Raw genomic sequence first — 26525 nt, forward strand, 5'->3', positions numbered from 1 at the left:
GATCACCCTCCCGCATCAGTAATCACCCTCCCGCATCAGAAAGGAACAAAGATGTTCAGCAGCAACCCAAAACGCATCGCCCTCGCCGTCCCGGTCGTCGGCGCGCTGGTTCTCGGCCTCGCGGCCTGCAACGGCGCCCCCTCTGCCGGAGGCGATGACGAGGTCACCGAACTCACGGTGATCGCGGCCAACAGCCCGTGGACAGAAGGGCTCAAGACCCTCGCAGGAAAGTACGAGGACGAGACCGGCATCAAGGTCAACATCGAGGCGTACGGCAACGAGCAGCTCAACGACACGCTCAAGGTCAAGCTCAACGCCCAGTCCTCGGACTTCGACATCTTCGGCTACCAGGTACAGGACGTCATGCGCGAGTTCTCGCGCAACGGCTGGCTCACCGACATGACCGAATACGTCGAGTCGGACGCCGAATGGAACTGGGAGGACTTCCAGCCCGCGGCCCGCGATGCCGTCGAGCTCGACGGCGTCGTCTACGGCGTGCCCGTGATGACCGAGCGTCACATCGTGTACTACCGTTCGGACCTGCTCGAGCAGGCGGGGATCACCCCTCCGACCACTCTCGATGAGCTCGAAGCAGCCGCCGCACAGCTCGACGACCCGGACAACGGCTTCTACGGCATCGCGATGCGCGGGGCGCGGGTGCCGCTGGTCACGCAGCTGTCCTCCTTCATCTACAGCTACGGCGGAGATTTCCAGGACGAGGACGGCAACGCGACGATCGACAGCCCCGAAGCGATCGAGGCGACCGAGTTCTATGGCGACCTCCTGAAGAACTACGGTCCTCCCGGTGCGGCGAACATGGGATGGGTCGAGGCCTCCGCGATCTTCGCCCAGGGCAACGCCGCCTTCTACCTGGATGCCGACAGCCAGGCCTACACGTTCCTCGACGAGTCGAACTCCGCGGTCGTGGACTCGGTGGCCTTCGCCCGCTTCCCGGCGGGGCCGGCCGGCTCGAAGTTCTACAACATCGTTCCGCAGACCGTGGGCATCAACGCCTTCTCTCAGAAGAAGGACGCCGCCTGGGAGTTCATCAAGTGGGTCTCCGATGAGGCCAACACCAAGTGGCTGCTCTCGGAGGGCACCGTCCCCGTCGCGCGTCAATCGGCGTGGGATGACGACGACGCGGCGGCGAGCTTCCCCGCCGGCCTGGTGGAGATCATCCGCAACGTCGGGGATGACGGTGTCGGACACGACCGTCCGCAGCTCGAGCAGGTCGCCGCGGCCCGAGAGATCATCGGCGGTCCTGCCATCGCCGCGATCGAGGGCGGCGATGTGGCCTCCGCGGCGAAATCCGCGAACGCCGAGTTCCAGGACCTCCTGGACTCGGAGAAGTAATCCGCAGAGGATGCCGGAGCGCGCATGTGCCTCTGCTCCGGCATCCTCCCGGTCTCCCACTGGTCGAGGAGGACCAAGATGTCGAGCACATCGCTCACGCCCCTGTCGCCGGCGAGAGGTTATCGCCGCAAGCCCATCGATTGGGTCGACGCCCACCTGAAGTGGATCCTGATCGCGCCGTCGATCGTGTTCATCACCCTGCTGATCGCGTTCCCCGTCGGCTACACGATCTTCCTGTCGCTGACGAACGCGCAGGGTGCGGTCACCCGCCCCTTCGACTTCGTCGGCTTCGAGAACTATGCGCACTGGCTCGGCGATACGTCGCGATTCTGGCCAGCGGCCGCGCGCACCGCCTACTTCACCGTCATGGCCCTCGCGATCGAGCTCGTGCTCGGTCTCGCGATCGCCCTGCTGCTGCGCAAGACGTTCCGCGGTCAGGGGATCGTGCGCGTCTTCATCCTCCTGCCGCTCGTCGCCACGCCGGTGGCGGTCGGCATGATGTGGCTGGTGATCTTCGAGCCCAGCATCGGATTCGCCAATGTCCTGATGAAGTTCTTGGGGCTGCCGGCGCAGGGGTGGCTCTCCGACAAGGACACGGCACTCAACACGCTGATCTTCATCGACGTCTGGCAGTGGACACCCATGGTGATCCTCATCCTGCTCGCCGGTCTGTCCACCCTTCCGGAGGAGCCGGACGAAGCCGCGCGCGTGGATGGGGCGAACGCCTGGCAGCGCTTCTGGCACATCACGCTGCCGCTGCTCTCGCCGGTCATCGGTGCGGCGGCGATCCTGCGCTCGATCGATGCGCTCAAGACGTTCGACATCATCTACGCCACCAAGGGGCGCGGCGGCGGATCCAGCCACGAGGCCGAGACGCTCAACATCCTGGCCTACAGCGATGCGTTCGAGTACTCGCGCTACGGAAGGGCCTCGGCACTGCTGATGCTGTTCTTCCTGCTCATCATCCTCGTCCTCCTCGTCCTCGCGATCCTGCGCAAGAGAGCGGAGAAGCTGTGAACCCCTCATCCGTCGTGGCCACCCGCCGCCGTCGTCGTCCCGCACAGATCATCGCGGGAGGTATACGCGCATTCGGCATCCTCGTGGTCGTCCTCGCCTTCATCGCGCCGCTGATCTGGATGCTGCTGGCCAGCCTCAAGACGAACCTCGAGATCATCGACCCGAGCAAGACCTTCTCGTTCACGCCCACTCTGAAGAACTTCGACACCGTGTTCGGTGCCCAGGCCTTCGGACCGATCATCCTGAACAGCATCGTCGTGGGTGTGGGAGCGACGCTGTTCGCGCTGATCATCGGGGTCCCCGCCGCGTACGGCATCGCACGGTACAAGACGAAGAACGCCACCGCCTATCTCCTCATGGCGCGCATCATCCCGGGAGTCAGCCTGCTGATCCCGTGGTACTTCCTGTTCTCGCAGGTGCAGCTGGTCGGCTCGTACACGGTGCTGATCCTGACCCACATCTTCGTGACCATGCCCCTCGTGGTCGCGATCATGTCGAGCTTCTTCGAGGGCATCCCCGAGGAGTTGGAGGAGGCGGCGCAGATCGACGGATCGAGCAAGCTCGGGGCCTTCGTGCGCGTCGTCCTGCCCCTGTCGGTGCCGGGGATCGCCACGGCGACGATCCTCTCGTTCATCTTCAGCTGGAACAACTTCCTGTTCGCGCTCGTGCTCTCCAACCAGTACACGCGCACCCTGCCGGTGGCGATCGTCAACTTCACCAGCTACGCCGCCGTGGACTGGGGCGGCCTGATGGCGGCTGCCGTGGTGATCACCGTGCCCGTCATGATCATCGCGTTGCTGGCACAGCGCTACGTGGTGAGCGGTCTGACGGCGGGGGCGACGAAGGGATGAGCGTGGCGCAGGTCGGAGTCGTCTGGGTTCTCGGGGGCGGATCCGGAATCGGTCGCGGTGCCGCCGTCGCCCTCGCGGCATCCGCATCGACCGTCGTCGTCTCCGGGCGCCGCCGCGCGGAGCTCGTGACGACGGTGGAGGAGATCACCGCCGCGGGAGGGAGAGGCGTGGTTCTGCCGCTGGACGTCTCCGATGCGGATGCCGTCCAGAGCGCCGCCGACCGGATCCGTGAGGAGCACGGCGGAGTCGGCGTGCTGATCTACAGCGCGGGGACCAACGTACGCAACCGCTTCTGGGCCGACACCACCCCGGAGGACTACGCGCGGGTGGTCGACATCAATCTCACCGGCGCGATGAGGGCCGTCCATGCCGTGCTCCCCGGTATGCGCGAGCGCGGCGGGGGCCTCGTGATGCTGGTGTCGTCGTGGGCGGGCTGGCGCTTCGCCCCTGGCGTGGGCGCCGGATACTCGACCAGCAAGACGGCTCTCGGCGCACTCGCCGAGACCATCAACGCGCAGGAACGGCTGCAGGGCATCCGCGCCACCCATTTCTGCCCCGGTGAGGTGGCCACCGAGATCCTCGACACCCGACCGAACCCTCCCAGCGCCACGGAGCGCGAGCTCATGCTCACCGCGGACGACGTGGGCGGTGCCATCCGCTGGATCGCCGAGCTGCCTGCGCGCGTCTGCGTCAACGAGATCGTGTTCACGCCGACCACCAACACCTCATACGCCTGAGTCGAACGCTCAGGATCCCTTCCACACACCAGGAGAGACATGTCCCGTCGTGACATCATCACCGCCGTCCCCGTTGCCTTCGCGGGCGACGGATCACTCGACCTGGAGGGTTCGCGCGAGATCCTCCGCTTCGTCGCCGCCTCGGGCAACGAAGGTGCCTTCGTGCTCGGCACCACGGGAGAATTCCCCGCGCTGTCCTTCGAGGAGCGCGTCGCGCTCACCCAGGCGAGCATGCAGGAGCTCGGCGGGCGCATGCGGGTCATCGTGCACGTGGGTGCGCCCAGCCTCTACGAGGTGCGGCGGCTGATCGACGCCGCGCGTGACGCGGGGGCCACCGAGATCGCTGTCATCACCCCGTATTACCTGCGGGCCAGCGACGAGGGGCTCTTCGACTTCTACCGGGCGGTCTCCGATGCGGCAGCCGGTCTCGACGTCTACGTCTACGTCTTCCGCGCGCGCACGGGGAACTTCGTCTCGGCCGAGCTCCTGGCGCGCATCGCGCAGCTGCCGCACATCGTGGGGGCGAAGATCAGCGATGAGCCGCTCGCGCAGATCGCGGCGTACCGCGCGGAGGTCCCGGACGACTTCATCCTGTACACCGGCAGCGATCGCGATCTGGCGGTCGCCGCGGATCACGGGGCACAGGGGGTGGTGTCCGGCATCTCGTCGGTGCTCCCCAAGCCGTTCAGGGCGCTCCGGTCCGCGGCCGAGAGCGGCGACGCCTCCGCACTCGCGCAGGCGCAGGCGGATGTCGACGAGGCGGTCGACGCGATCCGCGGAGACATGGGCCGCATGAAGTCCGCGTACGCCGAGCTCGGTGTGGCGGCCGGGGTCGTGCGCATGGCCATCGACGCCCCTGACGCCGAGGAGGCGGCTCTCGTCGCTCGCGCGGTGGCGCGCCTGGGCTGACCGCGGCGCTCGGGCGTACCGCTTCCGGAGGATGCCGGTACGCCTGGGCCGTGCGCGCAGACCCCTCGGGTAGAGTGGCCAGCGCCCCGACCAGGGCTTTCCTTGGCCGCCGTACCGTAAGGCAGCATGTCTTCTTCCTCCTCCGATCCGAGTGCTCCCGAGACCGGGAAGCGACCGTTGCGCATCCTGATCGGCTGCGACACCTTCGCGCCCGACATCAACGGCGCCGCCCGTTTCGCCGAGCGCCTCGCCGCCGGTCTCGTGCAGCGCGGCCACGACGTGCACGTCGTGGCGCCCAATCAGGCCTACCGCCGCGCCCAGCCGCACACCGAGGTGATCGAGGGTGAGCCGATGACGCTGCACCGCCTGCCGTCGGTGCGCTGGGCTCCGCACGACTGGCTGCGTTTCGTGTGGCCGTGGCGCAGCAAGCACTACGCGCGCGCGGTGCTCGACCGGGTCAAGCCCGATGTCGTGCACATCCAGTCGCACATCGTGATCGGCCGCGGCCTGGCGTACATCGCGCACGAGCGCGGTATCCCGGTGATCGCGACGAACCACGTGATGGCCGAGAACATCCTCGACCACAGCACGTTCCCGAAGTTCATCGACGACCAGATCCTGAAGTGGGCCTGGGGCGACGCCAAGCGCACCCTCGACCTCACGCGCGCGATCACCACCCCCACCCGGCGCGCGGCGGACTTCCTCGAGAGCTCGATCGACGTCTCGGGTGTGATCCCGGTCAGCTGCGGCATCGACGCCTCGCAGTACACGCCCGTGCTCGGGGCGCGCGAGCAGAACCGCATCATCTTCGTCGGCCGGCTCACGGCCGAGAAGCAGGTCGAGGTCATCCTGCAGGCGATGACCAAGCTCGACCCGGCACTCGGCACCACATTCGACATCGTCGGCGGCGGCGACCAGCGCAAGCAGCTCGAATCCCTTGCGGCGAAGCTCGGACTCGCCGACCGCGTGACCTTCCATGGACGCACCACCGACGAGGAACTGCGCGCGCTGCTGTCGCGGGCGAGCCTGTTCGTGATCGCCTCGATCGCCGAGCTGCAGTCGATCGCGACCATGGAGGCCATGGCCTCGGCGTTGCCGATCGTGGCGGCGGATGCGGTCGCCCTCCCGCACCTCGTGCACGACGGCGAGAACGGGTACCTCTTCCCGCCGGGTGACGTGGATGCACTCGCGGCCCGCATGACGGATGTGCTGACGGCCGAGCCTGCGGAGTTCGAGCGGATGCAGCAGGCCTCCCTCGACGGCGTGGCGATCCACGACATCAACCGCACGCTCGACACCTTCGAGGCGCTGTACCGCGACGAGCCCCTGCCCGAGTGACGATGCACATCGTCTTCTTCGGCGATCAGCACCTCGACTCGCTCGGCGGGGCGCAGGTGTCGATGCGGCTGCAGCGGGAGTTCCTCGAGCGCGCCGGCCACACCGTGACCGTCGTGGCGCCGAGGATGCACGGGCCGCGTGCGGCCGCGCCGTCGGAGCGGCCGGCGGGGAACATCGATCTGCCGTCGGTGCCGATCACGACCGACCGCGAGTACTCGATGAGCTGGCCCGGCCGTGCGACCGACCGCTTCCTCGACCGGGCGATGACGCACCGCCCTCCGGTCGACATCGTGCACGTGCAGGCGGACTTCTGGGGCGCCTACATCGGCCACCGCTACGCCGCGCGCCACGGCATCCCCGTCGTGCACACCATGCACAACCGCGTCGACGTCGGCATCGCCGCGGTCACTCCGCTGCACAAGCCGGTGCTCGCGGTGCTCAACACCTGGCGGCGTGCGGCCCTGCGCGGCATCGGCGCTCCGGTCCGGGGCGCCGACGGCTGGGCGTTCCTGCGCGGCCTCGCGGTCGGTGCGTCGGCGGTGACCGCCCCCTCCACCCACTTCGCGCGTCGGCTCGAGGAGCACGGCGTGTTCACGCCCGTCGACGTCATCTGGAACGGCATCGACGATGAGGTGCGCGATGCCACGCTCGCGGCGGCTCCGGCCGAGCGCGAGCCCGGTCGTCCGCGCTTCGTGTGGCTCGGGCGGATGAGTCCGGAGAAGCGGCTGCTCCCGTTCCTCGAGGCATTCGTGGCCTCGGGGGTGGATGCCGACCTGGAGATCATCGGCGGCGGAGCGCAGCGTGCCGCGGCGGAGAAGATCGTCGCCGACCATGCGCACGTGCGGTTCTCGGGACGGCTCACCTACCCGCAGACGCTGGCGCGCATCGCCGCCGCGGATGCGCTCGTGCAGACCTCGATCGGTTTCGAGACGCAGGGCATGACGCCGTTCGAGGCGGCGACCCTCGGCACCCCATCCGTCATCTGCGACCCCGACATCGCCGCCGAGCTCGGCGGCGGTCTGTGGGCGGTGGCGGAGTCGTCCGCCGCGCCGGGGTCGCGTGAGCAGGAGGCGCAGCGGATCGCAGCCCTCGCGCACACGCTGCGCGATGCCGTGGCCGACATCGCCGCAGGAACCGCGCCGACGCCGGTGCCCGCCGTGGTCGAGGGCTTCCGCCAGTCGTCACGCACCGCGGCGATGGTCGAGGTCTACGAGCGGGTGCTCGCGGCGGCGCACTGAGCGTCGTGCCGGGGCTTTACAGGAAGCGGTAGAGCATCGACGAGGCCCACTCGATCGCGAGCGTGATGAGGTACGCCGCGGAGAGTCCGATCGCGATGCCTGCCCAGAGGTGCGGCCCCGGGCGACGGGCGGCGATCACGCCGAGCACGAGTGCCGTGATGTACCCGAGGAGGGCGATTCCGGTGGACCCCGCGGTGAAGACACCGATCGTCCAGTCGGCGCCCGGATAGACGAGCGGGTAGAGCAGCGAGGTCAGCAGTCGCATCCCCGCCGAGAGCAGTGCGACGATCAGTGCGACGCGGCCGAGCGTGTTGCCGGTGCGCTGTGCGGGGGCGGAAGGGGCAGCCGGGTGCTGAGCCGGGGTCGGGTAATGCGGAGCTGGCGGGTAGGGGGCGGCAGCCGGCTGCTGCCCGGATGCCGGGTACTGGGGCTGAGCCGGGAGTGGCTGCACGGACGGCGGAACAGGGGGCTGCTGCGGCTCGCTCATGAGGTCGAGCGTAGTCTCGCCGCAGAACCGAGCAGCGTCAGCTCTTCGCGCCGGTGAACGCGAGTGTGCCGCCGAGTCCGATCATCATGACTCCGCCGGTGCCGGACAGGGTCGACATGCGTCGCGGCGACCGCGCGAACCAGGTGCGGGCCGTGCCGGCGGCGAGGGCCCACACGCTGTCGCATGCCAGTGCGAGGGTGGGGAAGATCAGGCCGAGCAGCAGGAGCTGTGCCCACACCGGCCCCGCGGACGGGGTGACGAACTGGGGGAGCACCGCGACGAAGAACGCGATGGTCTTGGGGTTCGTGACGCCCACGATGAAGCCCTGACGCAGGAGCTTCCCGGCGGAGGCGGGCATCTGCGCTGCGGCGGTGCGGTGGTCGTGTCGGTGACGAATCGCCTGGATGCCGAGCCACACGAGGTAGGCCGCACCCACGAGCTTGATGACGGTGAAGGCGGCGACGGAGGAGGCCACGATCGCGCCGACGCCGAAGGCCACGGCCAGGACCGCGGGTACCGTGCCCAGGGCGTTGCCGACGACGCTCAGCACTCCGGCGCGACGACCGAGTGCGAGGGAGCGGCCGATCACGAACAGCACGCTGGGACCGGGGATGACGATGATCACGACAGAGGCGATGACGAACGCGACCAGGGCGTCGGGAGGGATCATGAGCCGACGCTACACCCGCTGGTCGTCGCCGACGACTCTGCTCCAATCCGTGGGTGTGGGGCGGTATCCGTCACGGCGGACCACTATGGCGGTGGCGATGATGGCCCAGATCACCAGGGCGGCGAGTGCGATGAGGAGTATCATGGCAGAAACGCTACGATCGATGTCGATCGGCCACGAGTGGCAGAAATGACTGCTATCGTGTGAAAACTGCCAAGCTCGGGAGCGCGCATGAAGACGGTCGCCTGCATCATCCAGGACGGGTTCGCCCCGTTCGAGTTCGGAGTGGCATGCGAGGCCTTCGGTCTCGATCGCTCGGATGACGGGGTGCCGAACTTCGACTTCCGCATCGTGGCGCCCCGGGCCGGCGTCGTCGAGTCGAAGATGGGGTTCTCAGTGAACGTGGAGCACGACCTCTCGTTCGCCTACGAGGCCGACCTGGTGGTGTTCTGCCCGCTCCCGCGCGCGTACTGGGACCGGATCGACCCGCTGCTGCTCGATGTCGCCCGTGACGCCGTCGCCCGCGGCGCGTGGGTCATGAGCGTGTGCAGCGGGTCGTTCATCCTGGCCGCCGCGGGCGTGCTCGACGGGCGCAGGGCGACCACGCACTGGATGTACTCCGATGTCATGGCGCAGATGTACCCGCAGGTCGACATCGATGCGGACGTGCTCTTCGTGCAGGACGACAAGATCATCACCAGTGCCGGCACGGCCGCGGGCATCGACGCCTGCCTCCACCTGCTCCGGCAGGAGCTGGGTGCCGAGATCACCAACCGCATCGCCCGTCGTATGGTGGTGCCGCCGCAGCGCGACGGCGGTCAGGCGCAGTTCATCGATCGCCCCATCCCCGTGGTGCCGAGCGACTCGCTCGCGGCCGTGGCCGACTGGGCGGTGGCGCACCTGCGCGATGACCTCGGCGTCGATCAGCTCGCGGCCAAAGCGCTGATGTCGCCGCGCACCTTCGCGCGTCGGTTCAAGGCGGAGTACGGTGCGACCCCGGCCGCGTGGCTCGCACGTCAGCGCATCATCCACGCCCAGCGGCTGCTGGAGCGCACCGACATGGCGCTGGAGCAGATCGCGGACGAGTGCGGCTTCGGCTCGGCGGCCGTGCTGCGACAGAACTTCGGGCGTGTGCTCGGCCTCACGCCGACCGCCTACCGCGCGCGCTTCTCCTGTGCGGAGGAGTCAGCGGCCTGACTCAGAGCGCGCGGGTCGTCGAGCGCTCGACCAGGGTGCACGGCAGCACCAGGTGCTCCCGCTCCTGCTCCGGCTCGTCGAGCAGGGCCAACGTCATCTCGACCGCTCCCCGTGCCATCTCGAGGATGGGCTGGCGCACGGTCGTGAGGTCGAACGCCTCCCACGACGACATGGCCACGTCGTCGAAGCCCAGGATCGACACGTCCTCCGGCACCGCGACGCGCAGCGCCTTCGCGGCGTTCAGCGCGCCGAAGGCGACGAGGTCGTTGTGGCAGAAGAGTGCGGTGGGCGGGTCGGCACGCTGCAGCAGGCGGGTGGCCGCCTCGAAGGCGCGGGTGTAGTCGAGGTCCGCGACCTCGAGCAGATCGTCGTCGAAGGCGACATCGGCGGCGGCCAGCTCCTGCAGGAAGCCGTCGTGGCGGTCGCGCACCGAGGTCGCGCCCAGCGGGCCGGCGATCACCCCGATGCGTCGGTGCCCGAGCGAGACCAGATGGCGCCCGGCGATCCGGCCGCCTTCGAGGTTGTCCGGCGAGATCGTCGCGGTCTCCGGTGCGGTGCCCGGACCCATCGTGACCGAGGGGACGCCCAGCGAGACGATGCGCCCCTCGTCATCCGGCGGCAGCAGAGTGGTCGTCAGGATGACCGCGTCGACGTTCGTCTCCCACAGCGTCCTGGCCAGGTCCTCGGTGGTGTCGGCGCGTCCGCTGAGGATGAGCGCGCGGTAGCCGGCGCGGGTGAGCTCGTCGCTGATCGTGTGCAGCAGTTCCGCGTAGTAGCTGTTGCGCGGGTCGCCGAGCACGACGCCGATCGTGTGGGTGCGACTGGTGACCAGGCTGCGCGCGCTGAGGTTCGGGCGGTATCCCAGCTGCTGGATGGCGTTCTCGACCTTGGTGCGGACGCGCTCCGAGACCCCCTCGTGGCCGTTCACGATGCGCGATACGGTCGTCTGCGACACGCCGGCCGCCTTGGCGACGTCGATGCTCGTCACTCCGCGAGATCTGGGCGGCATGGTCTCCCTCTTCCGTCCGGAACTCCCATCGTAGACGGACGCGAACGCGCGGATGACTACGCAGTCGCGCCGGTGTCCGCACTCCAGTGCGCAGGAGAGGGCAGCGCGCGGTCGTGCACGTCGACGCCTGCACCGGTGACGGATGCCACGCAGTACAGCAGCGACTGGGTGGGGTAGCCGTGCGGACGGTTGTCGCGGATGATCGCCCTGTCGTCCTCGGGGGAGAGGGTCGTGGTCTCGGCTAGCAGCGCGATCCATTCATCCGCCCACGCGGCGCTCGCGGCAGCGGGGCCGAGCGCACGGAAGCGGGGCAGCCAGGCGTGGATGCGCGGCGTCGCATCGTCATCCAGATCATCGTGCGCGATCATGTGGGTGCCCGCGTCGACCGGCGTCTCGCGCAGCGTCGCACCATCCCACGAGAGCACCCTGGCACCCTCCGGTCGCACCTCGAGCAGGTTGAAGCCGTGCATCGGCAGCGGGCCCTGCGGTGAGCGTCCGGCGACGGACTCGAGGGCGAGCGACCCTCGTGAGACGGCGCGGTCCTCGGTCAGATCTCCCACGTCGGCGCGGTTGAGCAGCACGGCCAGCCGGCGCTCCGCGGCGTTCACGGCGAGCCAGGCGCCACCCGCGCGACGATCACGGACGCCGGTGACGCCGGGGTACTGCTCCGGCCACCACGGGCCGAGTCCGTCCCACTCGCGCTGCGGGTCCTCGTCGCGGACGGCGAGCAACCGAGCGGATCCGGCATCCTCGACATCGATCACGACTGTGCACACGCGTCTCAGTCTAGAAGCGCGCACGGATGCCGGCCCCGGCGCGGCCCCGCTGCGGCAGAATCGGAATGTGAACATCGTCGTCGGAGTCACCGGTGGTATCGCCGCCTACAAGTCCGTGCACCTGGTGCGCCTGCTCACGAAGGCCGGTCACGATGTGACCGTGGTGCCGACCGAAGACGCGCTGCGTTTCGTGGGACTCCCCACCTGGGAGGCGATCAGTCGGCATCCGGTCACCACGAGCGTGCATGACGACGTCGCGAAGGTGCGCCACGTCGCGCTCGGGCAGGCGGCGGAGCTCGTGATCGTCGCCCCGGCGACCGCGAACACGATCGCCTCGATGACGGCGGGCCTCGCGAGCGACCTGCTCGGCACGACGCTGCTCGCCACGCTCGCCCCGGTCGTGATCGCCCCCGCCATGCACACCGAGATGTGGCGGCACCCGGCCACCCAGGCGAACATCGCGACCCTGCGCGCGCGCGGCGTGCACATCGTCGGCCCCGCCGAGGGCGAGCTCGCGGGCGGAGACACCGGACCAGGACGGATGTCGGAACCGGAGGAGATCGTCTCGGCCGCACTGGCGGTCGTCGCCCCGCAGGATCTCGCCGGCCTCCGCGTCGCCGTCTCCGCGGGCGGCACCAGGGAGCCGATCGACCCGGTGCGCTTCCTCGGCAACCGCTCCAGCGGACGCCAGGGAGCCGCGCTCGCCGCGGAGGCCGCCGCGCGCGGGGCCGAGGTCGTGCTGGTCGCCGCTCATGTCGAGCAGGCCGTCCATGCTGCCGCGACGCACCCTGCGATCCGTGTGCACGACGTCGGGACCGCCGCCGAGCTCGCCTCCGCGATGAAGGATGCCGCCGCCACGGCCGACGTCGTGATCATGGCCGCCGCGGTCGCCGACTACCGCCCGGCCCAGGCGTCCGAGCACAAGCTCACGAAGGAGGAGGGGGTGCTCACCCGCATCGACCTCGTCGAGAACGAGGATGTGGTCGCGGCGCTCGCCGTCGCACGCGCCGAGGGGCGGGCGCCGTCCGGGCAGACCATCGTGGCGTTCGCGGCGGAGACCCTGCGTGACGCCGAGCAGCGCAGGGAGCGCGCGCGGCGCAAGCGCGAGCGCAAGGGCGTCGACCTGCTCGCGGTGAATCTCGCCGACGCCGAGCACGGTTTCGAGCGGGCGGAGAACGCCGTCGAGATCATCGGGGCGGACGGCGCGGTGGTGGCGACGTCGTCCGGAACAAAACGCCAGGTCGCGGCCGTGATCTGGGATGCGGTTCTCGCCGCGCGCTGATCCGAAGGGCATTGCCGAGGGAGGGGTCGCCTGGTAAACTTGAGTCAACAGAACTCAACTTTTACCGTTCGGCCTGAGAGGCGCGGACGGATCCGGCCAGAAGGAGTCTCCTCAGGAGGGACAGATGACGAACCCGCAGAACAGTTCGCAGAACCAAGATCAGCAGTCCGCCCTCGAGCAGTTCGGTATCAACCTCACCGACCGCGCACGCCAGGGCAAGCTCGACCCCGTGATCGGGCGCGACAGCGAGATCCGTCGCGTGAGTCAGGTGCTCACCCGCCGCACCAAGAACAACCCGGTGCTGATCGGCGAGCCCGGCGTCGGAAAGACCGCGGTCGTCGAGGGACTCGCCCAGCGCATCGTCGCGGGTGACGTCGCCGAGTCCCTCAAGGACAAGGAGCTGATCACGCTCGACATCTCCGCGCTCGTCGCCGGCGCGATGTACCGCGGGCAGTTCGAGGAGCGTCTGAAGCAGGTCCTCAAGGAGATCACCGAGTCCGACGGGCAGATCATCACCTTCATCGACGAGCTGCACGTGCTGATGGGTGCCGGCGGCGGAGAGGGCTCGGTCGCGGCATCCAACATGCTCAAGCCGATGCTGGCCCGTGGCGAGCTGCGCCTGATCGGCGCGACCACGCTCAACGAGTACCGCGAGTTCATCGAGAAGGATGCCGCCCTGGAGCGCCGCTTCCAGCAGGTGTACGTGGGCGAGCCGACGGTCGAGGACACGATCGCCATCCTGCGCGGGTTGAAGGGCCGCTACGAAGCGCATCACGGTGTCACGATCTCCGACAGCGCCCTCGTCGCCGCCGCTGCACTGTCGAGTCGCTACCTCCCGTCCCGTCAGCTGCCGGACAAGGCGATCGACCTGATCGACGAGTCGATGTCGCGGCTCAAGATGGAGATCGACTCCTCGCCCGTCGAGATCGACCAGCTCAAGCGGCAGGTCGATCGGATGAAGCTCGAAGAGCTCGCTCTGAAGCGCGAGAAGGACGCGGCCTCGAAGGAGCGCCTCGGCGCGCTGCGCGAACAGCTCGTCGGCCTGGAGACCCAGCTCGCCGAACTCGAAGCCCGCTGGGCGCGGGAGCGTCAGAGCCTGAACCGTGTCGGTGAGTTGAAGAAGCAGCTCGACGACGCGATCACGCAGCGCGACCAGGCGATGCGCAACGCCGACTACACGAAGGCGTCGAAGCTCGAGTACGAGACGATCAAGCGCCTGGAGCGCGACATCGCCGAGGCCGAGCAGGCGGAGGCGGCCACCCCCGCCGAACCGCGCATGGTCAACGAGCAGGTCACGGAAGAGGACATCGCCGCCGTCATCGCGGCGTGGACCGGCATCCCCGTCGGTCGGCTGCTGCAGGGAGAGTCCGAGAAGCTGCTGCACCTCGAAGCCGAGCTGGGAAAGCGACTGATCGGACAGAAGGATGCCGTCAAGGCGGTGTCCGATGCGGTGCGCCGCTCCCGTGCGGGCATCAGCGACCCCGGTCGGCCGACCGGTTCGTTCCTGTTCCTCGGCCCGACCGGTGTGGGCAAGACGGAGCTGGCCAAGGCGCTCGCGGAGTTCCTCTTCGACGACGAGCACGCCATGGTGCGCATCGACATGTCGGAGTACGGCGAGAAGCACTCGGTCTCGCGTCTCGTCGGCGCCCCTCCGGGGTACGTCGGCTACGAGCAGGGCGGTCAGCTGACCGAGGCCGTGCGGCGTCGTCCGTACAGCGTGATCCTGCTCGACGAGGTGGAGAAGGCGCACCCGGAGGTCTTCGACGCGCTGCTGCAGGTGCTCGATGACGGTCGGCTCACCGACGGTCAGGGCCGCACGGTCGACTTCTCGAACGTGATCCTGATCCTGACGTCGAACCTGGGATCGCCGATCCTGATCGACCCGGTGCTCGCGCCGGAGGAGAAGCGCGATCAGGTCATGGCGCTCGTGCGGCAGGCGTTCCGCCCGGAGTTCCTGAACCGCCTCGACGACATCGTGATGTTCCAGGCTCTCAGCGAGGACGACCTCGCGCAGATCGTGGAGCTGTCGGTCGATCAGCTGCACGCGCGACTGCACGACCGTCGACTCACGCTGGCGGTCACCCCCGACGCGCGGGCGTGGCTCGCCGAGCGCGGGTACGACCCGATGTTCGGTGCGCGTCCGCTGCGGCGACTGATCCAGTCCGAGGTGCAGAACAAGCTGGCGACGGCGCTGCTCTCCGGCGGTGTGCGCGACGGCGACACCGTGCGGGTCGACATGGCCGCAGACGGCTCCGGCCTGGTGCTCACCAGCGCCACCCCAGAGCCCGACCTCGATGACGACGTGATCGAGGCGGAACTGCTCGACGACTGAGAGTCGCACTCCGCAGCAACACAAGAGCGCCGCCCCGGAATCCCGGGGCGGCGCTCTTCGTGTGTGCGAGAAGCTCAGGCGCTGAGGATCACGGACTCGGCGATCGGGCGGCGCACGCGCGGGGCGACCTCGCGCTCCTGCAACACCTCGGGCAGGGCCTCGACGTCACCGAACTCGCCGACCGCGAAGACGGTGGCGGGAACGAAGCGCTCCTCCAGGTCGGCGAACTCGCGCACGACCTCGGGGTCGAAACCGCTCATCTGGTGCACGAGGAGACCGTCGTGGTGCGCCTGCACCGAGAAGTGCGCGACGGCCTGACCGAGGTCGTAGAAGGCGTGCGTGATCGGGGTGCCGTCCGCGGTCGCGGTCTCGGCGATCGCGACGACGAGCACGGCGGCGTTCGCGGCCCAGGCCTGGTTGAAGCCGACGAGCGCGTCGACGACCTGCGCGTGCAGGGCGGTTCCGCGACGGGCGACGATGAAGCGCCACGGCTGCGAGTTGTTCGCGGAGGGGCTCCAGCGGGCCGCTTCGAGAGCGGTGGCGAGCTTGCCCTCGTCGATCGAGTTCTGCGCGTCGTAGGCGCGGGGGCTCCAGCGTCCGGCGAGGACGTCGAGGACGGGGTGCTCGGTCGGTGCGGTGCGATCGATGACGGGAGTGCTCACGGTGATGCCCTTTCAGAAGGAGTGGATCGGACTCCTTCGTCCGGCTACACGGGACTCAACGGATGCATGTGCATGCATATTCCCGATGTGTCCCTGTCAGTCGAGCAGGTTGTGCGAGGCAGCGGATGCCAGGGCGCGACGCACTGCGCGGATCGACGGCGCTGCGGCCGACACCCGCCGCGCGGACGAGAAGATCTCGCGCCGCGGTTGCTCGGGCAGTGCGGTGAGCGCGACGGTCGGGTTCTCCCCGGCCCAGACCAGTTCCGGCAGGAGTCCGGTGGCGAGGCCGGCGCGGATCAGGCGCACGTGGGCGGTGAGGTCGGCGACCTCGAAGCGCACGTCCGGTTCGAACCCGGCCGTGCGGCACAGCTGCTCGGCCCAGGCCCGCGACGCGGTGCCGGCCGGCTCGAGTACCCACGGCTGCTCGCGCGTCGACCAGAGAGCGGCGACGGCATCCGCGGTGTCGGGGGTGCCGGGGCGTCGGGCCAGGGCGATCGCGTCGTGGGCGAGCGCGACGCGGTCCAGGTCGGCGTGGATCGGACGGGTGACGCCGGGATACTGCTCGGCGAGGATCAGGTCGAAGTCGCGGCTGGAGACGCCGACCAGCCCGGTCTCGGGGTCGCACTCGGTCACCTCGACGCGCAGTGCCGGATGGTCGGCCTTGAGCGACTCGAGCGCCCGGGGGAGCAGCGAGTGCGCGGCGGACTGGAACACCGCGATGCGCACGGTGCCGGTCACCTCGGTCAGCGATTCCGCCACGGCGACCTGGGCGTGCTCGAGCTGGTCCAGGATGCCGATCGCCTCGGCCACCAGCACGTTGCCCTGCGGGGTGAACTGCACACCGCGGCCCACCCGACGCAGCAGCGGCACGCCCACGTCGCGCTCCAGCGCGCTCAGCTGCTGCGAGACCGACGCCTTGCTGTACGAGAGGGCGTCGGCGACGGCCGACAGCGTGCCGCGGCGACTGAGCTCGACGAGCATCCGCAGGCGGTTGACGTCGAGCACGGTGGATCCTTTCGAGGTGGTGAAGTTCGTTCAGCTTGAGTGAACAGAATCCACTCGAATCGGTTGATAGACGGAGCCTACCGCCGCGGATGACAATGATCCAGCCGCACACGATCCCGAGGTGTGCGCTCCCGACCTGGAGGTTTCCCGCCGATGACTGCCGTCGACACCACTCCCCGCACCTCGGACGTCGCCGCCGTCGTGCAGCGCTGGCTCGCCGAGAGCGAGACGCACCCCGTCGAACCCGCCGCCCAGCGTCTCGCCGAGGTGCTGAAGGACCCGAACGGTCTCGACTTCACGGTCGGCTTCGTCGACGGTGTCATGCGCCCCGAGGACCTGAGCGTCGCGGGTCGCAAGCTCTCCGAGATCTCGGAGATCACCCCCACGCTGCTGCCCTGGTACCTGCGCGCCGCGATCAAGACCGGCGGCTTCATGGCCCCGAAGCTCCCCGGCGTCGTGGTGCCGATCTCCCGCCGCGTGCTGCGCGCGATGGTCGGCCACCTGGTGCTCGACGCCACGCCGGCCAAGCTCGGCCCGGCGATCGCGAAGCTGCGCAAGGGCGGCAACCGTCTGAACCTCAACCTGCTCGGCGAGGCCGTGCTCGGGGAGCGCGAGGCCGGACGCCGCCTGCAGGGCACCAGCGACTTCCTCGCCCGCGACGACGTCGACTACGTCTCGATCAAGGTGTCCAGCGTGGTCAGCCAGCTGTCGATGTGGTCGTTCGACGAGGCCGTCGCCGACGTCGTGACCCGCCTCACCCCGCTGTACGAGCTCGCGGCACGTTCCGAGGCCGCCGGCAAGGCGAAGTTCATCAACCTCGACATGGAGGAGTTCCGCGACCTCGACCTGACGATCGCGGCGTTCACCAGCATCCTCGACCAGCCGGGACTCGAGAACCTCGAAGCCGGCATCGTGCTGCAGGCCTACCTGCCCGACGCCCTCGGCGCGATGCAGCACCTGCAGGAGTGGGCGACCGCGCGGCGGGCGAAGGGCGGAGCGCCCATCAAGGTGCGCGTCGTGAAGGGCGCGAACCTCGCGATGGAGCACGTCGACGCCGCCGTGCACGGCTGGCCGCTCGCGACCTACTCGACCAAGCAGGACTCCGACACCAACTACAAGCGCGTGCTCGATTGGGCGCTGACCCCCGAGCGCCTGGACGCCGTGCGCATCGGCGTCGCCGGGCACAACCTCTTCGACATCGCCTACACGTGGCTGCTCTCGCAGGCGCGCGGTGTCGACGGCGGCGAGCTCGTCGAGTACGAGATGCTGCTGGGCATGGCGACAGGTCAGGCGGAGGCCGTGCGCAAGGACGTCGGCCGCCTGCTGCTGTACACGCCGGTCGTGAACCCGGCGGAGTTCGACGTGGCGATCGCCTACCTCGTGCGCCGCCTGGAGGAGAACGCCAGCCCGGAGAACTTCATGTCGGCCGTCTTCGAGCTGGCCTCGAACCCGACACTGCTCAGGCGGGAGCGGGAGCGCTTCGAGCGTTCGCTCGCCGGGCTCGAAGCCGACCGCTCGGTGCCCACGTCGAACCGCGTGCAGAACCGGCAGACGGAGGCGGATGCCGCCACCCCGACGACCGCGTTCCACAACCAGCCCGACACCGACCCCGCCCTCGGCGCCAACCGCGCCTGGGGCCGCGCGATCCTGCAGCGCTCGGTGCACACGACTCTCGGTGTCGACGCGATCGCCGCCGCCCGCGTCGAGACGGCCGAGCAGCTCGACGCCATCTTCTCCGCCGCCACCGCCGCGGCGGAGAAGTGGGCCGCTCTTCCCGCCGCCGAGCGCGCCGCCGTGCTCCACCGTGCGGGCGATGAGCTCTCCGCACGTCGCGGCCAGCTGCTCGAGATCATGGCGCACGAGGCGGGCAAGACCCTCGCCGAGGCCGACCCCGAGGTCAGTGAGGCGATCGACTTCGCGCACTACTACGCCGAGCGCGCGAAGGACCTCGAGACCGTCTCGGGCGCCGAGTTCCTCCCCTCGAAGGTCACGGTCGTGACCCCGCCGTGGAACTTCCCCGTCGCCATCCCCGCCGGCGGTGTGCTGGCCGGGCTCGCCTCCGGCTCCGGTGTGATCATCAAGCCCGCCAAGCTCACGCAGCGCTGCGGCGCCGTGATGATCGAGGCGCTGTGGGCCGCCGGCGTGCCGCGCGACCTGCTCGCCCTGGTCGACCTCGCCTCGCGCGACCTGGGCACCCGCCTGGTCGCGAGCCCGGAGGTGGACCGCGTGATCCTCACCGGCGCCTACGAGACCGCCCAGCTGTTCCGCTCGTTCCGGTCCGACCTGCCGCTGCTCGCCGAGACCAGCGGCAAGAACGCGATCATCGTGACGCCGTCGGCCGACCTCGACCTCGCCGCCGCCGACGTCGCCCGCAGCGCCTTCGGCCACGCAGGGCAGAAGTGCTCCGCGGCGTCGCTCGCGATCCTCGTCGGCTCTGTCGCGGACTCGAAGCGGTTCGAGCGTCAGCTCGTCGACGCGGTCGCCTCGATGCGCGTCGGCCTGCCCGACGACCCGAGCACCCAGATGGGGCCGATCATCGAGCCGGCCGACGGCAAGCTGCTCGCCGCGCTGACCGAGCTCGGCAAGGGCGAGAAGTGGCTCGTGAAGCCGCGCAAGCTCGACGCCGAGGGCACGCAGTGGACCCCCGGTGTGAAGACCGGCGTCGCCGAGGGCTCGTACTTCCACATGACGGAGTTCTTCGGCCCGGTGCTCGGCGTCATGCACGCCAAGGACCTGGATGAGGCCATCCGTCTGCAGAACGCGGTGGACTACGGCCTCACCGCCGGCCTGCACTCGCTCGACTCGGCCGAGGTCGCCACCTGGCTCGACCGCGTCGAAGCGGGCAACCTGTACGTGAACCGCGGCATCACCGGCGCGATCGTGCAGCGTCAGCCGTTCGGCGGCTGGAAGCGCTCGGCCGTCGGCGCCGGCGCGAAGGCCGGTGGCCCGAACTACCTGTTCGGCCTCGGCGAGTGGGCGGCCTCCGAGCTGCCGGCCGCGGTGCCGGGTGCAGCGATGGCGCCCGCGATCGAGGGGCTGCTGCGTGCGGCCGCCGGCGAGCTCGACGATGCGCAGGGCGACTGGCTGCGACGGGCCGCCGCATCCGACGAGCACGCCTGGACCTCCGAGTTCGGCGCCGTCTCCGATAAGTCGGGTCTGGGGGTCGAGCGCAACCTGTTCCGCTACCGTCCTGTCGCCGTCGACGTGCGCCTGTCGGAGGACGCGCCGCTGGTGGAGGGCGTGCGCGTGCTCGCTGCGGCCCTGCGCAGCGGCAGCCCGTTCACGGTCTCGGCCGCGAGCCTGCCGAGCGGCATCGAGAAGGCCCTGCGTGCGCAGGGCGTGACCGTGACGCACGAGAAGGATGCGGCCTGGGTGAAGCACTACGCCAAGGCGGTGTCGAAGGGCAAGAGCAGCTGGCAGCGGGTGCGTCTGGTCGGCGGCGACGCCTCGGCGCTGTTCGCCGCGCTGGGCGGAAGCCCCGACGTGGCCGTGTGGTCGCACGCCGTGACCGGTGCCGGACGCGTCGAGATGCTGCCGTTCCTGCACGAGCAGGCCGTGTCGATCACGAACCACCGCTTCGGCAACCCGACCGGGCTGACGGACGGCGTGATCTGAGTCTCGGTCAGTGACGACGAAACCCCCTGCCGCGGGTCGCGACAGGGGGTTTCGTGTCCGGCGTGCGCGTCAGCCGCGCAGCGCCTCCTTCAGCTTCACGCGCGTCCCCATGCGCAGGAGCGAGTTCTCGTAGATCTTCGCGCCGATCACGATCGCCGCCACACAGCTCGCCAAGAGGATCACGAGGCTCAGCAGCGGCTCCCACCACTGCGCCTCGCCGACGAACAGGCGCATCGGCATCCCGACCGGAGCCGAGAACGGCACGTACGACATGATCGTCAGCACCAGCGGGTTGTCGTTGAAGACGATGACCAGGATGTACGGGGCCATGATCAGCATCGTGATCGGGGTCGTGGTGGATCCGATGTCCTCCTGGCGGGAGACCATGGATGCCGCGGCGGCGAACATCGACGCCAGCAGGATGAACCCGAACAGGAAGAACACCGCGAACCAGATGATCGGGGACCCGAGGGTGGCGAGGATCTCGTTCTGGCCCGTGATGATCAGCCCGACCGTGGCGATCGCGGCGAGGGCCAGGATCTGTCCCATCGCGAGCACCGTGTTGCCGATCACCTTGCCGGCGAGCAGCGTGCGAGCCGGGATCGCCGACAGCAGCACCTCCACGACGCGGGTCTGCTTCTCCTCGACCACGCTCTGCGCGATCGTGCCGCCGAAGGTCGCCGCGGCCATCATGAACACGAGACCGAAGCCGATCGCGATGAAGTAGCGCAGCAGCGGGTTGGTGGTCGCGGGGTCGAGGATCACGACGTCCGGCGACTGCGACAGCGCCGAGACGAGCGAGCCGGGAGCGTCCTTCAGCGCGATGATCGTGTAACCGGAGGGGCCGTCACCGGGGATCACCGCGGCGTCGACCTTCTCGGAGCGCACGAGCTCCTCGGCCGCCGCTTCGTCCGCGACCGCGGTCACGGTGACGTTCGGCAGAGCCGAGACGGCTGCCTCGGTCTGCGATGTCGCCGCCACCGGCATCTTCTCGTCCGCCGCACCCTTGCTCGCGAATCCCGAGAGCAGGATGCCGACCAGGGCGATCAGCAGCAGGATGCCGGTCGAGATGAGGAACGCCTTGCTGCGCAGCTTCGAACCGATCTCGCGCTCGGCGACGAGCCAGATGCCGTTCGAGGTCTGCATGCTCCGCTGGTCCCCTGAGCCGCGCTGGGTCCCTGAGCCTGTCGAAGGGTTCACTGGATGACCTCCTTGAAGATCTGGGCGAGAGAGGGATGCTTGGGGGCGAAGCTCGCGACATCGCCGCGGTCGACGGCGGACCGCAGCACGCGCTGCGCGGTGTCCGGACCGTCGGCGTCGAAGAGCGCGTAGCCGCCCTCGAAGTCGACGACCGTGACGCCTGGTTCGGTGCGCAGCCAGCCGGCGTCGCCCGCCGAGACCAGTTCATAGCGGTTGCCCGCGTGCTCGGAGCGCAGTGCATCCCGCGAGCCCGCTGCGCGGATCGTGCCGCCGGCGAGGATCACGAGGTCATCGCACAGGCGCTCGACCACGTCGAGCTGGTGCGAGGAGAACAGGATGGCCGCGCCTTTCGCGGCGCTGGACTGCAGCACGCCGGCGACCACATCGACCGCGAGGGGGTCGAGGCCGGAGAACGGCTCGTCGAGGATGAGCACCTCGGGGTCGTGCACCAGGGAGGCCGCGATCTGCGCCCGCTGCTGGTTGCCCAGCGAGAGGGACTCGATCGTGTCGTTCAGGCGCTCGCCCAGGCCCAGCTCGGTGAGCAGCTCGGTCGCGCGCTCGGTGGCCTCGGGCTTGCCGAAGCCGTGCAGCCGCGCCAGGTACACGATCTGCTCGAGCACCTTCATCTTGGGGTAGAGGCCGCGCTCCTCCGGCATGTAGCCGAAGCGGCGCCGGTCGGCCGTGGTGAGCGGCCTGCCGTTCAGGTCGACGCTCCCCCCATCGGCGGACAGCAGCCCGAGCACGATCCGCATGGTCGTGGTCTTGCCGGCGCCGTTGCCGCCGACGAAGCCGGTGAGTCGTCCAGGGGTCACGGTGAAGGAGACGTCGTCGAGCACGCGCCGAGAGCCGTAGCTCTTGGTGATACCCGTCAGTTCCAGGGGTCCAGTGGTCATGCCCCCACGCTACGGACACGCCCCTGCCCCGGCATCCCCCCTGCGGCGGACTCTCCCGCTGTCATCCGCTCGGCGGATGCTGTTGCCGAGTGCACGGGATGCTGCCGAGTGCACGACGTATCCACGCGCGGATGTCGTGCAGTCGATGCTAAGCCGTGCACTCGACGAACCCGGAGGCGCCTCAGTGCCGCCGGGCGTGCAGCACCGTGCGTACCAGGAGTCCGGCGATGAGCGCCCAGAACGCGGCGCTGACGCCCAGCACCGCGACGCCGGATGCGGCGACCAGGAAGGTCACCACGGCGGGGAGCCGCTCGCCGGGGTCGTCGATCGCCTGCTGCACCGATGATCCGAACGCGGCGAACAGCGCGAGACCGGCCACCGCGGGGATCACGGCCTCCGGCGCGAGGAGCACGAGGGCGGCGAACGCGGCCGAGAACCCGCCGAGCACCAGGTAGGACGCGCCCGTGGAGACTCCGGCGACCCAGCGTCGTCGCGGGTCGGGGTCGGCATCCGGCCCTGCGGCGAGGGCCGCGCTGATCGCGGCGAGGTTGATCGCGTGCCCGCCGGCCGGTGCGCCGAGCGCGGTGCCGAGTCCGGTGACCAGCATCGCCGGGCGCCAGGGCACCTCGTACCCGAAGCTGCGCATGATCGCGACACCGGGGACGTTCTGCGAGGCCATCGTCACGATGAACAGCGGCAGCGCCAGGCCGACCAGCGCGCCCACCGTGAAGGTCGGAGCCGTGAGCTCGAATCGCGGCAGCAGCAGCGCGGGATCGACGGGCGCCCCCGCCTGCACGAGCGAGACGGCGACCACCACGGCGGCCGTGACGAAGGCGAGCGGAACCGCCCACCGCGGCGCGAACCGGGCGAAGATCAGCCAGGTCACCACGACAGGCACGACGCCCCAGGGGTTCGCCACGAGGCCGGTGATCGGTGCGAGGCACAGCGGCAGCAGAACTCCGGCGAGCATCGCCTGGGCGATCGACGGCGGGATGCGGGCGATCAGCGCGCCCAGTGCCGGCCAGAGCGCGGTCAGCAGGATGAGTGCTGACGCCACGAGGAAGGCGCCCACCGCGGCCGGCCATCCGCCCTCCACCGCACCGGTCGCGGCGAGCAGCGCGGCACCGGGGGTCGACCACGCCGCGGTGATCGGCATCCGATACCGCCAGGCCAGCACGACGCAGGCGAGGCCCATCGTGAGGCTCAGGGCGAGAAGCCCGCTGGCCGCCTGCGCGGGCGTCGCGCCCACGGCGTGGAGGCCGGTGAGCACCACGGCGAAGGAGCTCGTGAATCCCACCAGCGCCGTGACGACGCCGGCCAGGATCGGGCGGGACACCCCGTTCGGGCGAGTGAGGGGAGTGGTGCCGGGCATGCTCCGAGGCTAGCGCTCGGGCGGGGTCGTTCCGCGGATCGTTAGGCGAGCCCGAGGCGGTGCGCCAGCACGACGGCCTGCACGCGGTCGCGTGCGCCGAGCTTCTGCAGGATGCGCGACACATGCGTCTTGACCGTGGCCTCGCCGATGTACAGCGCTCCGGCGATCTCGGCGTTGCTGCGGGCGTCGGCGAGCAGCGTCAGCACCTCGGCCTCGCGCTCGGTCAGCGGGTCGGCGAGCACGGTCGCGGGGCGTGCGGGTGCCTCCGGGGCCGCAGCCGCGACCGGGGCGGCCGGCGTCGCGGCGAACCGGGCGAGCACGCGGCGCGTGACCTCGGGTGCGAGCATCCCGTCGCCGGCGGCGAGAGCGCGCACGGCGGCGATCAGGTCCTCGGCGTCGGCGTTCTTGAGCAGGAACCCGCTGGCTCCGGCCTCGAGCGCCCTGTGCAGGTAGTCGTCGCGGTCGAAGGTCGTGACGATCGCGATCGCGGCGGCGACCTCGGGGTCGGCCACGATGAGTCTGGTCGCCTCGATGCCGTCCATGTCGGGCATCTGCACATCCATCGTGATGACGTCGGGGTGCAGAGCGGATGCCTGCGCGACGGCATCCGCTCCGGTCGCCGCCTCGCCGACCACCGTGATGTCGGGCTGCGTCTCGAGGATCGTGCGGAAGCCCGCGCGGAGCATCGCGTGGTCGTCGACGAGCAGCACGCGGATGGGGGTGGCAGTCATGCGTGCTCCTGGGCGACGGGGCTGACAGGGGAGACGGAGACGGCGGGCAGCGGCACGCGGGCCCGCACCCGCACTCCGCCGTGCGGCCGCGGCGACACCTCGATGGTGCCGCCGGAGGCGATCGCACGCTCGCGCATGCCGAGCTGTCCGAGCCCAGGGCGCAGCTGACCGACCGTGCGGCCGGTGTTGACGATCTCGACCTCGACGCCGTCGTGGTCGTAGCGCACCCGCACATCCGCCGTCGCTCCGACACCCGCGTGCCGGCGGGCATTCGTGAGCGACTCCTGCGCGATCCGATACAGGTTCACGGCGACCACCGAGGGCACCCGCACGGGGTCGCCGATCACCGTGTACTCCGTGGGCAGCCCGGCCTCCGTGGAGGACGCGGTGAGCTCGGCGATGTCGTCGAGCGTCAGGGTGGATGCCGGCTCCGCCGTGTCGCCGCCGGGCGTGCGCAGCGTCTCCAGCAGCTGGCGCAGCTCGCCGATCGCGTCGCGCGCGGAGGACTCGATCCCGGTCAGGATCCGTGTCGACTCCGCCGGATCACGGTCGATCACCAGGCGGGCGGCTCCTGCCTGCACCCCCATGACCGACACGTGGTGGGCGACCACGTCGTGCAGCTCCCGCGCGATGCGCACCCGGTCCAGCGCCACGGCCTGCGCGGCCGTGACCTCGCGCTCGCGCTCCAGCTCGATCGTGCGCTGCTCCAGCACCGTCCGCTCCGCTGCCGAGGCCCACGCGCGCTCGCCGAAGTAATACGCCCCGCCGAAGTAGAGCGCGTTCAGCAGGATCTGGAGCATCATGAAGGCGATGTAGGGGGAGAAGGCGCCGGCGACCACGTCGGCCTCGTCCGCCTGCTTGATGGCTTCGTAGTACATGGTGATCAGCAGCCAGGCGAACATGCCGATGATGATCGCGGTGCGCACGATCATGGCGCGGCGGCGGTCGTTCATCCAGGCGCCGACCGAGTACAGGCCGATGAACATGGCGATGTTGCCGACGTAGAGCTCCGGCACCTTCACGGTCACCGCGACGAAGTAGGCCGTCGAGGTCACGACGGCGACGATGCCGGGCCAGCGGCGACGGTATACGAGGGGGGTGGTCACGACCACGGCGTAGATCAGCGCGGTCCACAGGGGTGCCTGCTCATCGCCGTAGATCTGCGCGATCGACGACAGGGCGGCGCTGATGACGGCTCCGACGAACAGCACGCCCGCCAGCAGCGCGTCATTGCGGCGGTCGCGGTCGGTCGGCGTGCGGGTGAACGGCATCCTCCCACCGTAGGGCGGAGGGGGATGCCGGGGCATCCCCCGTGAGACGGACGAACCCCGCAGAAGAGGGGTTGACCGGGGTTGCGCGAGAGACGAGCATCGACTTCGGAGGTCGACGGGGATCGGCTCCGCACCGACAGAGGAGTCACCATGACACAGGTCTTCGTCAATCTGCCCACCACCGATCTCGAGCGCAGCAAGGCGTTCTACACCGCGATCGGATGCGAGATCAATCCGCTGTTCACCGATGAGAACGCGGCCTGCGTGGTGTGGTCGGAGGACATCTTCTTCATGATCCTCAAGCGCGAGTTCTTCGCCACATTCACCGACAAGCCCATCGCCGACCCGAACGAGGTCGCCCAGGTGTCGGTCTCGTTCAGCCGAGCCTCGCGTGAGGATGTCGATGAGATCGTCGACAAGGCCCTCGCCGCCGGTGGCACCGAGCCGAAGCCCGCACAGGACTACGGCTTCATGTACTCGCGAGACATCGACGACCCCGACGGAAACTCGCTGGGCTTCCTCTACATGACCCCGGAGGCCGTCGAGAACGGCCCGGAGCACGTCGGCTGAGGGCGATCTC

24 protein-coding genes are annotated in these 26525 nt (G+C 69.7%); 12 read left to right on the top strand and 12 right to left on the bottom strand.

Features of this window, described 5'->3' with window-relative positions:
• Positions 1–51 precede the first annotated feature (51 nt).
• From ACIOVG_RS09275 to ACIOVG_RS09305, 7 genes are all read left to right on the top strand, one after another.
• Positions 52–1353: an ABC transporter substrate-binding protein gene (locus ACIOVG_RS09275; protein ID WP_400871960.1), complete on the top strand. Its 1302-nt coding sequence runs from the start codon at positions 52–54 to the stop codon at positions 1351–1353.
• 78 nt (positions 1354–1431) lie between these two features.
• Positions 1432–2370 (top strand): carbohydrate ABC transporter permease, encoded by a 939-nt coding sequence (locus tag ACIOVG_RS09280; protein WP_400871963.1) that lies wholly within the window; start codon positions 1432–1434, stop codon positions 2368–2370.
• Positions 2367–3221, top strand: a complete 855-nt coding sequence (locus tag ACIOVG_RS09285) for a carbohydrate ABC transporter permease (RefSeq protein WP_400871966.1) — start codon at positions 2367–2369, stop codon at positions 3219–3221. Before ACIOVG_RS09280 ends, ACIOVG_RS09285 begins: the two co-directional genes overlap by 4 nt.
• Positions 3218–3958, top strand: a complete 741-nt coding sequence (locus tag ACIOVG_RS09290) for an SDR family oxidoreductase (protein ID WP_400871969.1) — start codon at positions 3218–3220, stop codon at positions 3956–3958. Before ACIOVG_RS09285 ends, ACIOVG_RS09290 begins: the two co-directional genes overlap by 4 nt.
• Before the next feature lie 39 nt (positions 3959–3997).
• The gene (locus ACIOVG_RS09295; protein ID WP_400871972.1) at positions 3998–4867 is read left to right on the top strand and encodes a dihydrodipicolinate synthase family protein; all 870 of its coding nucleotides are present in this window, start codon (positions 3998–4000) and stop codon (positions 4865–4867) included.
• 126 nt (positions 4868–4993) lie between these two features.
• Complete coding sequence (locus tag ACIOVG_RS09300; RefSeq protein ID WP_400871975.1) at positions 4994–6205, top strand: glycosyltransferase; 1212 nt, start codon at positions 4994–4996, stop codon at positions 6203–6205.
• Positions 6206–6207: 2 nt separating this feature from the next.
• Positions 6208–7443, top strand: a complete 1236-nt coding sequence (locus ACIOVG_RS09305) for a glycosyltransferase (protein ID WP_400872730.1) — start codon at positions 6208–6210, stop codon at positions 7441–7443.
• A gap of 16 nt (positions 7444–7459) precedes the next feature.
• Here the strand turns inward: ACIOVG_RS09305 and ACIOVG_RS09310 are convergent, their stop codons facing one another.
• Genes ACIOVG_RS09310 through ACIOVG_RS09320 form a run of 3 tightly spaced genes read right to left on the bottom strand, consistent with a single transcriptional unit; the run spans position 7460 to position 8744 of the window.
• Entirely contained in the window at positions 7460–7930 is a 471-nt protein-coding gene (locus ACIOVG_RS09310; RefSeq protein WP_400871978.1) for a hypothetical protein, read from the bottom strand.
• Between the two features lie 37 nt (positions 7931–7967).
• Entirely contained in the window at positions 7968–8600 is a 633-nt protein-coding gene (locus ACIOVG_RS09315; RefSeq protein WP_400871981.1) for a LysE family translocator, read from the bottom strand.
• Positions 8601–8609: 9 nt separating this feature from the next.
• Positions 8610–8744 (bottom strand): hypothetical protein, encoded by a 135-nt coding sequence (locus ACIOVG_RS09320; RefSeq protein ID WP_400871984.1) that lies wholly within the window; start codon positions 8742–8744, stop codon positions 8610–8612.
• A gap of 87 nt (positions 8745–8831) precedes the next feature.
• Here ACIOVG_RS09320 and ACIOVG_RS09325 point away from each other — a divergent pair, with 87 nt between their 5' ends.
• Complete coding sequence (locus ACIOVG_RS09325; RefSeq protein ID WP_400871987.1) at positions 8832–9797, top strand: GlxA family transcriptional regulator; 966 nt, start codon at positions 8832–8834, stop codon at positions 9795–9797.
• Position 9798: 1 nt separating this feature from the next.
• On the opposite strand, the gene ACIOVG_RS09330 is transcribed toward ACIOVG_RS09325, so the two are convergent.
• Together ACIOVG_RS09330 and ACIOVG_RS09335 are read right to left on the bottom strand one after the other, a co-directional pair.
• Positions 9799–10806, bottom strand: a complete 1008-nt coding sequence (locus tag ACIOVG_RS09330) for a LacI family DNA-binding transcriptional regulator (RefSeq protein ID WP_400871990.1) — start codon at positions 10804–10806, stop codon at positions 9799–9801.
• 56 nt (positions 10807–10862) lie between these two features.
• The gene (locus tag ACIOVG_RS09335) at positions 10863–11582 is read right to left on the bottom strand and encodes an NRDE family protein (RefSeq protein WP_400871993.1); all 720 of its coding nucleotides are present in this window, start codon (positions 11580–11582) and stop codon (positions 10863–10865) included.
• A gap of 67 nt (positions 11583–11649) precedes the next feature.
• Here ACIOVG_RS09335 and coaBC point away from each other — a divergent pair, with 67 nt between their 5' ends.
• Positions 11650–12864, top strand: a complete 1215-nt coding sequence (coaBC, locus tag ACIOVG_RS09340) for a bifunctional phosphopantothenoylcysteine decarboxylase/phosphopantothenate--cysteine ligase CoaBC (RefSeq protein WP_400871996.1) — start codon at positions 11650–11652, stop codon at positions 12862–12864.
• 124 nt (positions 12865–12988) lie between these two features.
• Positions 12989–15196 (top strand): ATP-dependent Clp protease ATP-binding subunit, encoded by a 2208-nt coding sequence (locus ACIOVG_RS09345; RefSeq protein ID WP_400871998.1) that lies wholly within the window; start codon positions 12989–12991, stop codon positions 15194–15196.
• A 74-nt stretch (positions 15197–15270) separates the two neighbouring features.
• Here ACIOVG_RS09345 and ACIOVG_RS09350 read toward each other — a convergent pair whose 3' ends face one another.
• The gene (locus ACIOVG_RS09350; protein WP_400872001.1) at positions 15271–15858 is read right to left on the bottom strand and encodes a nitroreductase family protein; all 588 of its coding nucleotides are present in this window, start codon (positions 15856–15858) and stop codon (positions 15271–15273) included.
• 96 nt (positions 15859–15954) lie between these two features.
• Positions 15955–16863, bottom strand: coding sequence for a LysR substrate-binding domain-containing protein (locus ACIOVG_RS09355; protein WP_400872004.1), 909 nt, complete (start codon positions 16861–16863; stop codon positions 15955–15957).
• A 153-nt stretch (positions 16864–17016) separates the two neighbouring features.
• Between ACIOVG_RS09355 and ACIOVG_RS09360 the strand changes: the two genes are divergently transcribed.
• On the top strand, positions 17017–20478 hold the full coding sequence (locus tag ACIOVG_RS09360) for a proline dehydrogenase family protein (RefSeq protein ID WP_400872007.1): 3462 nt from the start codon (positions 17017–17019) through the stop codon (positions 20476–20478).
• Between the two features lie 69 nt (positions 20479–20547).
• Here the strand turns inward: ACIOVG_RS09360 and ACIOVG_RS09365 are convergent, their stop codons facing one another.
• From ACIOVG_RS09365 to ACIOVG_RS09385, 5 genes are all read right to left on the bottom strand, one after another.
• A complete protein-coding gene (locus ACIOVG_RS09365) occupies positions 20548–21624 on the bottom strand; it encodes an ABC transporter permease (protein ID WP_400872733.1) in 1077 nt (358 codons plus the stop codon).
• Between the two features lie 50 nt (positions 21625–21674).
• The gene (locus tag ACIOVG_RS09370) at positions 21675–22571 is read right to left on the bottom strand and encodes an ABC transporter ATP-binding protein (protein ID WP_400872010.1); all 897 of its coding nucleotides are present in this window, start codon (positions 22569–22571) and stop codon (positions 21675–21677) included.
• A 181-nt stretch (positions 22572–22752) separates the two neighbouring features.
• Positions 22753–23943, bottom strand: a complete 1191-nt coding sequence (locus ACIOVG_RS09375) for a benzoate/H(+) symporter BenE family transporter (RefSeq protein ID WP_400872013.1) — start codon at positions 23941–23943, stop codon at positions 22753–22755.
• A gap of 41 nt (positions 23944–23984) precedes the next feature.
• Positions 23985–24674: a response regulator gene (locus ACIOVG_RS09380; protein WP_400872016.1), complete on the bottom strand. Its 690-nt coding sequence runs from the start codon at positions 24672–24674 to the stop codon at positions 23985–23987.
• A complete protein-coding gene (locus tag ACIOVG_RS09385; protein ID WP_400872019.1) occupies positions 24671–25945 on the bottom strand; it encodes a sensor histidine kinase in 1275 nt (424 codons plus the stop codon). Before ACIOVG_RS09385 ends, ACIOVG_RS09380 begins: the two co-directional genes overlap by 4 nt.
• Before the next feature lie 150 nt (positions 25946–26095).
• On the opposite strand from ACIOVG_RS09385, the gene ACIOVG_RS09390 reads away from it, so the two are divergent.
• Positions 26096–26515, top strand: a complete 420-nt coding sequence (locus ACIOVG_RS09390) for a VOC family protein (protein WP_400872022.1) — start codon at positions 26096–26098, stop codon at positions 26513–26515.
• Positions 26516–26525: the final 10 nt, after the last annotated feature.

The sequence above is a fragment of the Microbacterium sp. NPDC087591 genome (assembly GCF_044743625.1).
Classification (GTDB): Bacteria; Actinomycetota; Actinomycetes; order Actinomycetales; family Microbacteriaceae; genus Microbacterium.

Excerpts from the sequence above, each read along its gene's own strand:
- ACIOVG_RS09275 (WP_400871960.1), top strand. The coding sequence starts at position 52 with ATGTTCAGCAGCAACCCAAAACGCATCGCCCTCGCCGTCCCGGTCGTC.
- ACIOVG_RS09280 (WP_400871963.1), top strand. The coding sequence starts at position 1,432 with ATGTCGAGCACATCGCTCACGCCCCTGTCGCCGGCGAGAGGTTATCGC.
- ACIOVG_RS09290 (WP_400871969.1), top strand. The coding sequence starts at position 3,218 with ATGAGCGTGGCGCAGGTCGGAGTCGTCTGGGTTCTCGGGGGCGGATCC.
- ACIOVG_RS09295 (WP_400871972.1), top strand. The coding sequence starts at position 3,998 with ATGTCCCGTCGTGACATCATCACCGCCGTCCCCGTTGCCTTCGCGGGC.
- ACIOVG_RS09300 (WP_400871975.1), top strand. The coding sequence starts at position 4,994 with ATGTCTTCTTCCTCCTCCGATCCGAGTGCTCCCGAGACCGGGAAGCGA.
- ACIOVG_RS09305 (WP_400872730.1), top strand. The coding sequence starts at position 6,208 with ATGCACATCGTCTTCTTCGGCGATCAGCACCTCGACTCGCTCGGCGGG.
- ACIOVG_RS09310 (WP_400871978.1), bottom strand. The coding sequence starts at position 7,930 with ATGAGCGAGCCGCAGCAGCCCCCTGTTCCGCCGTCCGTGCAGCCACTC.
- ACIOVG_RS09315 (WP_400871981.1), bottom strand. The coding sequence starts at position 8,600 with ATGATCCCTCCCGACGCCCTGGTCGCGTTCGTCATCGCCTCTGTCGTG.
- ACIOVG_RS09320 (WP_400871984.1), bottom strand. The coding sequence starts at position 8,744 with ATGATACTCCTCATCGCACTCGCCGCCCTGGTGATCTGGGCCATCATC.
- ACIOVG_RS09325 (WP_400871987.1), top strand. The coding sequence starts at position 8,832 with ATGAAGACGGTCGCCTGCATCATCCAGGACGGGTTCGCCCCGTTCGAG.
- ACIOVG_RS09330 (WP_400871990.1), bottom strand. The coding sequence starts at position 10,806 with ATGCCGCCCAGATCTCGCGGAGTGACGAGCATCGACGTCGCCAAGGCG.
- ACIOVG_RS09345 (WP_400871998.1), top strand. The coding sequence starts at position 12,989 with ATGACGAACCCGCAGAACAGTTCGCAGAACCAAGATCAGCAGTCCGCC.
- ACIOVG_RS09360 (WP_400872007.1), top strand. The coding sequence starts at position 17,017 with ATGACTGCCGTCGACACCACTCCCCGCACCTCGGACGTCGCCGCCGTC.
- ACIOVG_RS09365 (WP_400872733.1), bottom strand. The coding sequence starts at position 21,624 with ATGCAGACCTCGAACGGCATCTGGCTCGTCGCCGAGCGCGAGATCGGT.
- ACIOVG_RS09370 (WP_400872010.1), bottom strand. The coding sequence starts at position 22,571 with ATGACCACTGGACCCCTGGAACTGACGGGTATCACCAAGAGCTACGGC.
- ACIOVG_RS09375 (WP_400872013.1), bottom strand. The coding sequence starts at position 23,943 with ATGCCCGGCACCACTCCCCTCACTCGCCCGAACGGGGTGTCCCGCCCG.
- ACIOVG_RS09380 (WP_400872016.1), bottom strand. The coding sequence starts at position 24,674 with ATGACTGCCACCCCCATCCGCGTGCTGCTCGTCGACGACCACGCGATG.
- ACIOVG_RS09385 (WP_400872019.1), bottom strand. The coding sequence starts at position 25,945 with ATGCCGTTCACCCGCACGCCGACCGACCGCGACCGCCGCAATGACGCG.
- ACIOVG_RS09390 (WP_400872022.1), top strand. The coding sequence starts at position 26,096 with ATGACACAGGTCTTCGTCAATCTGCCCACCACCGATCTCGAGCGCAGC.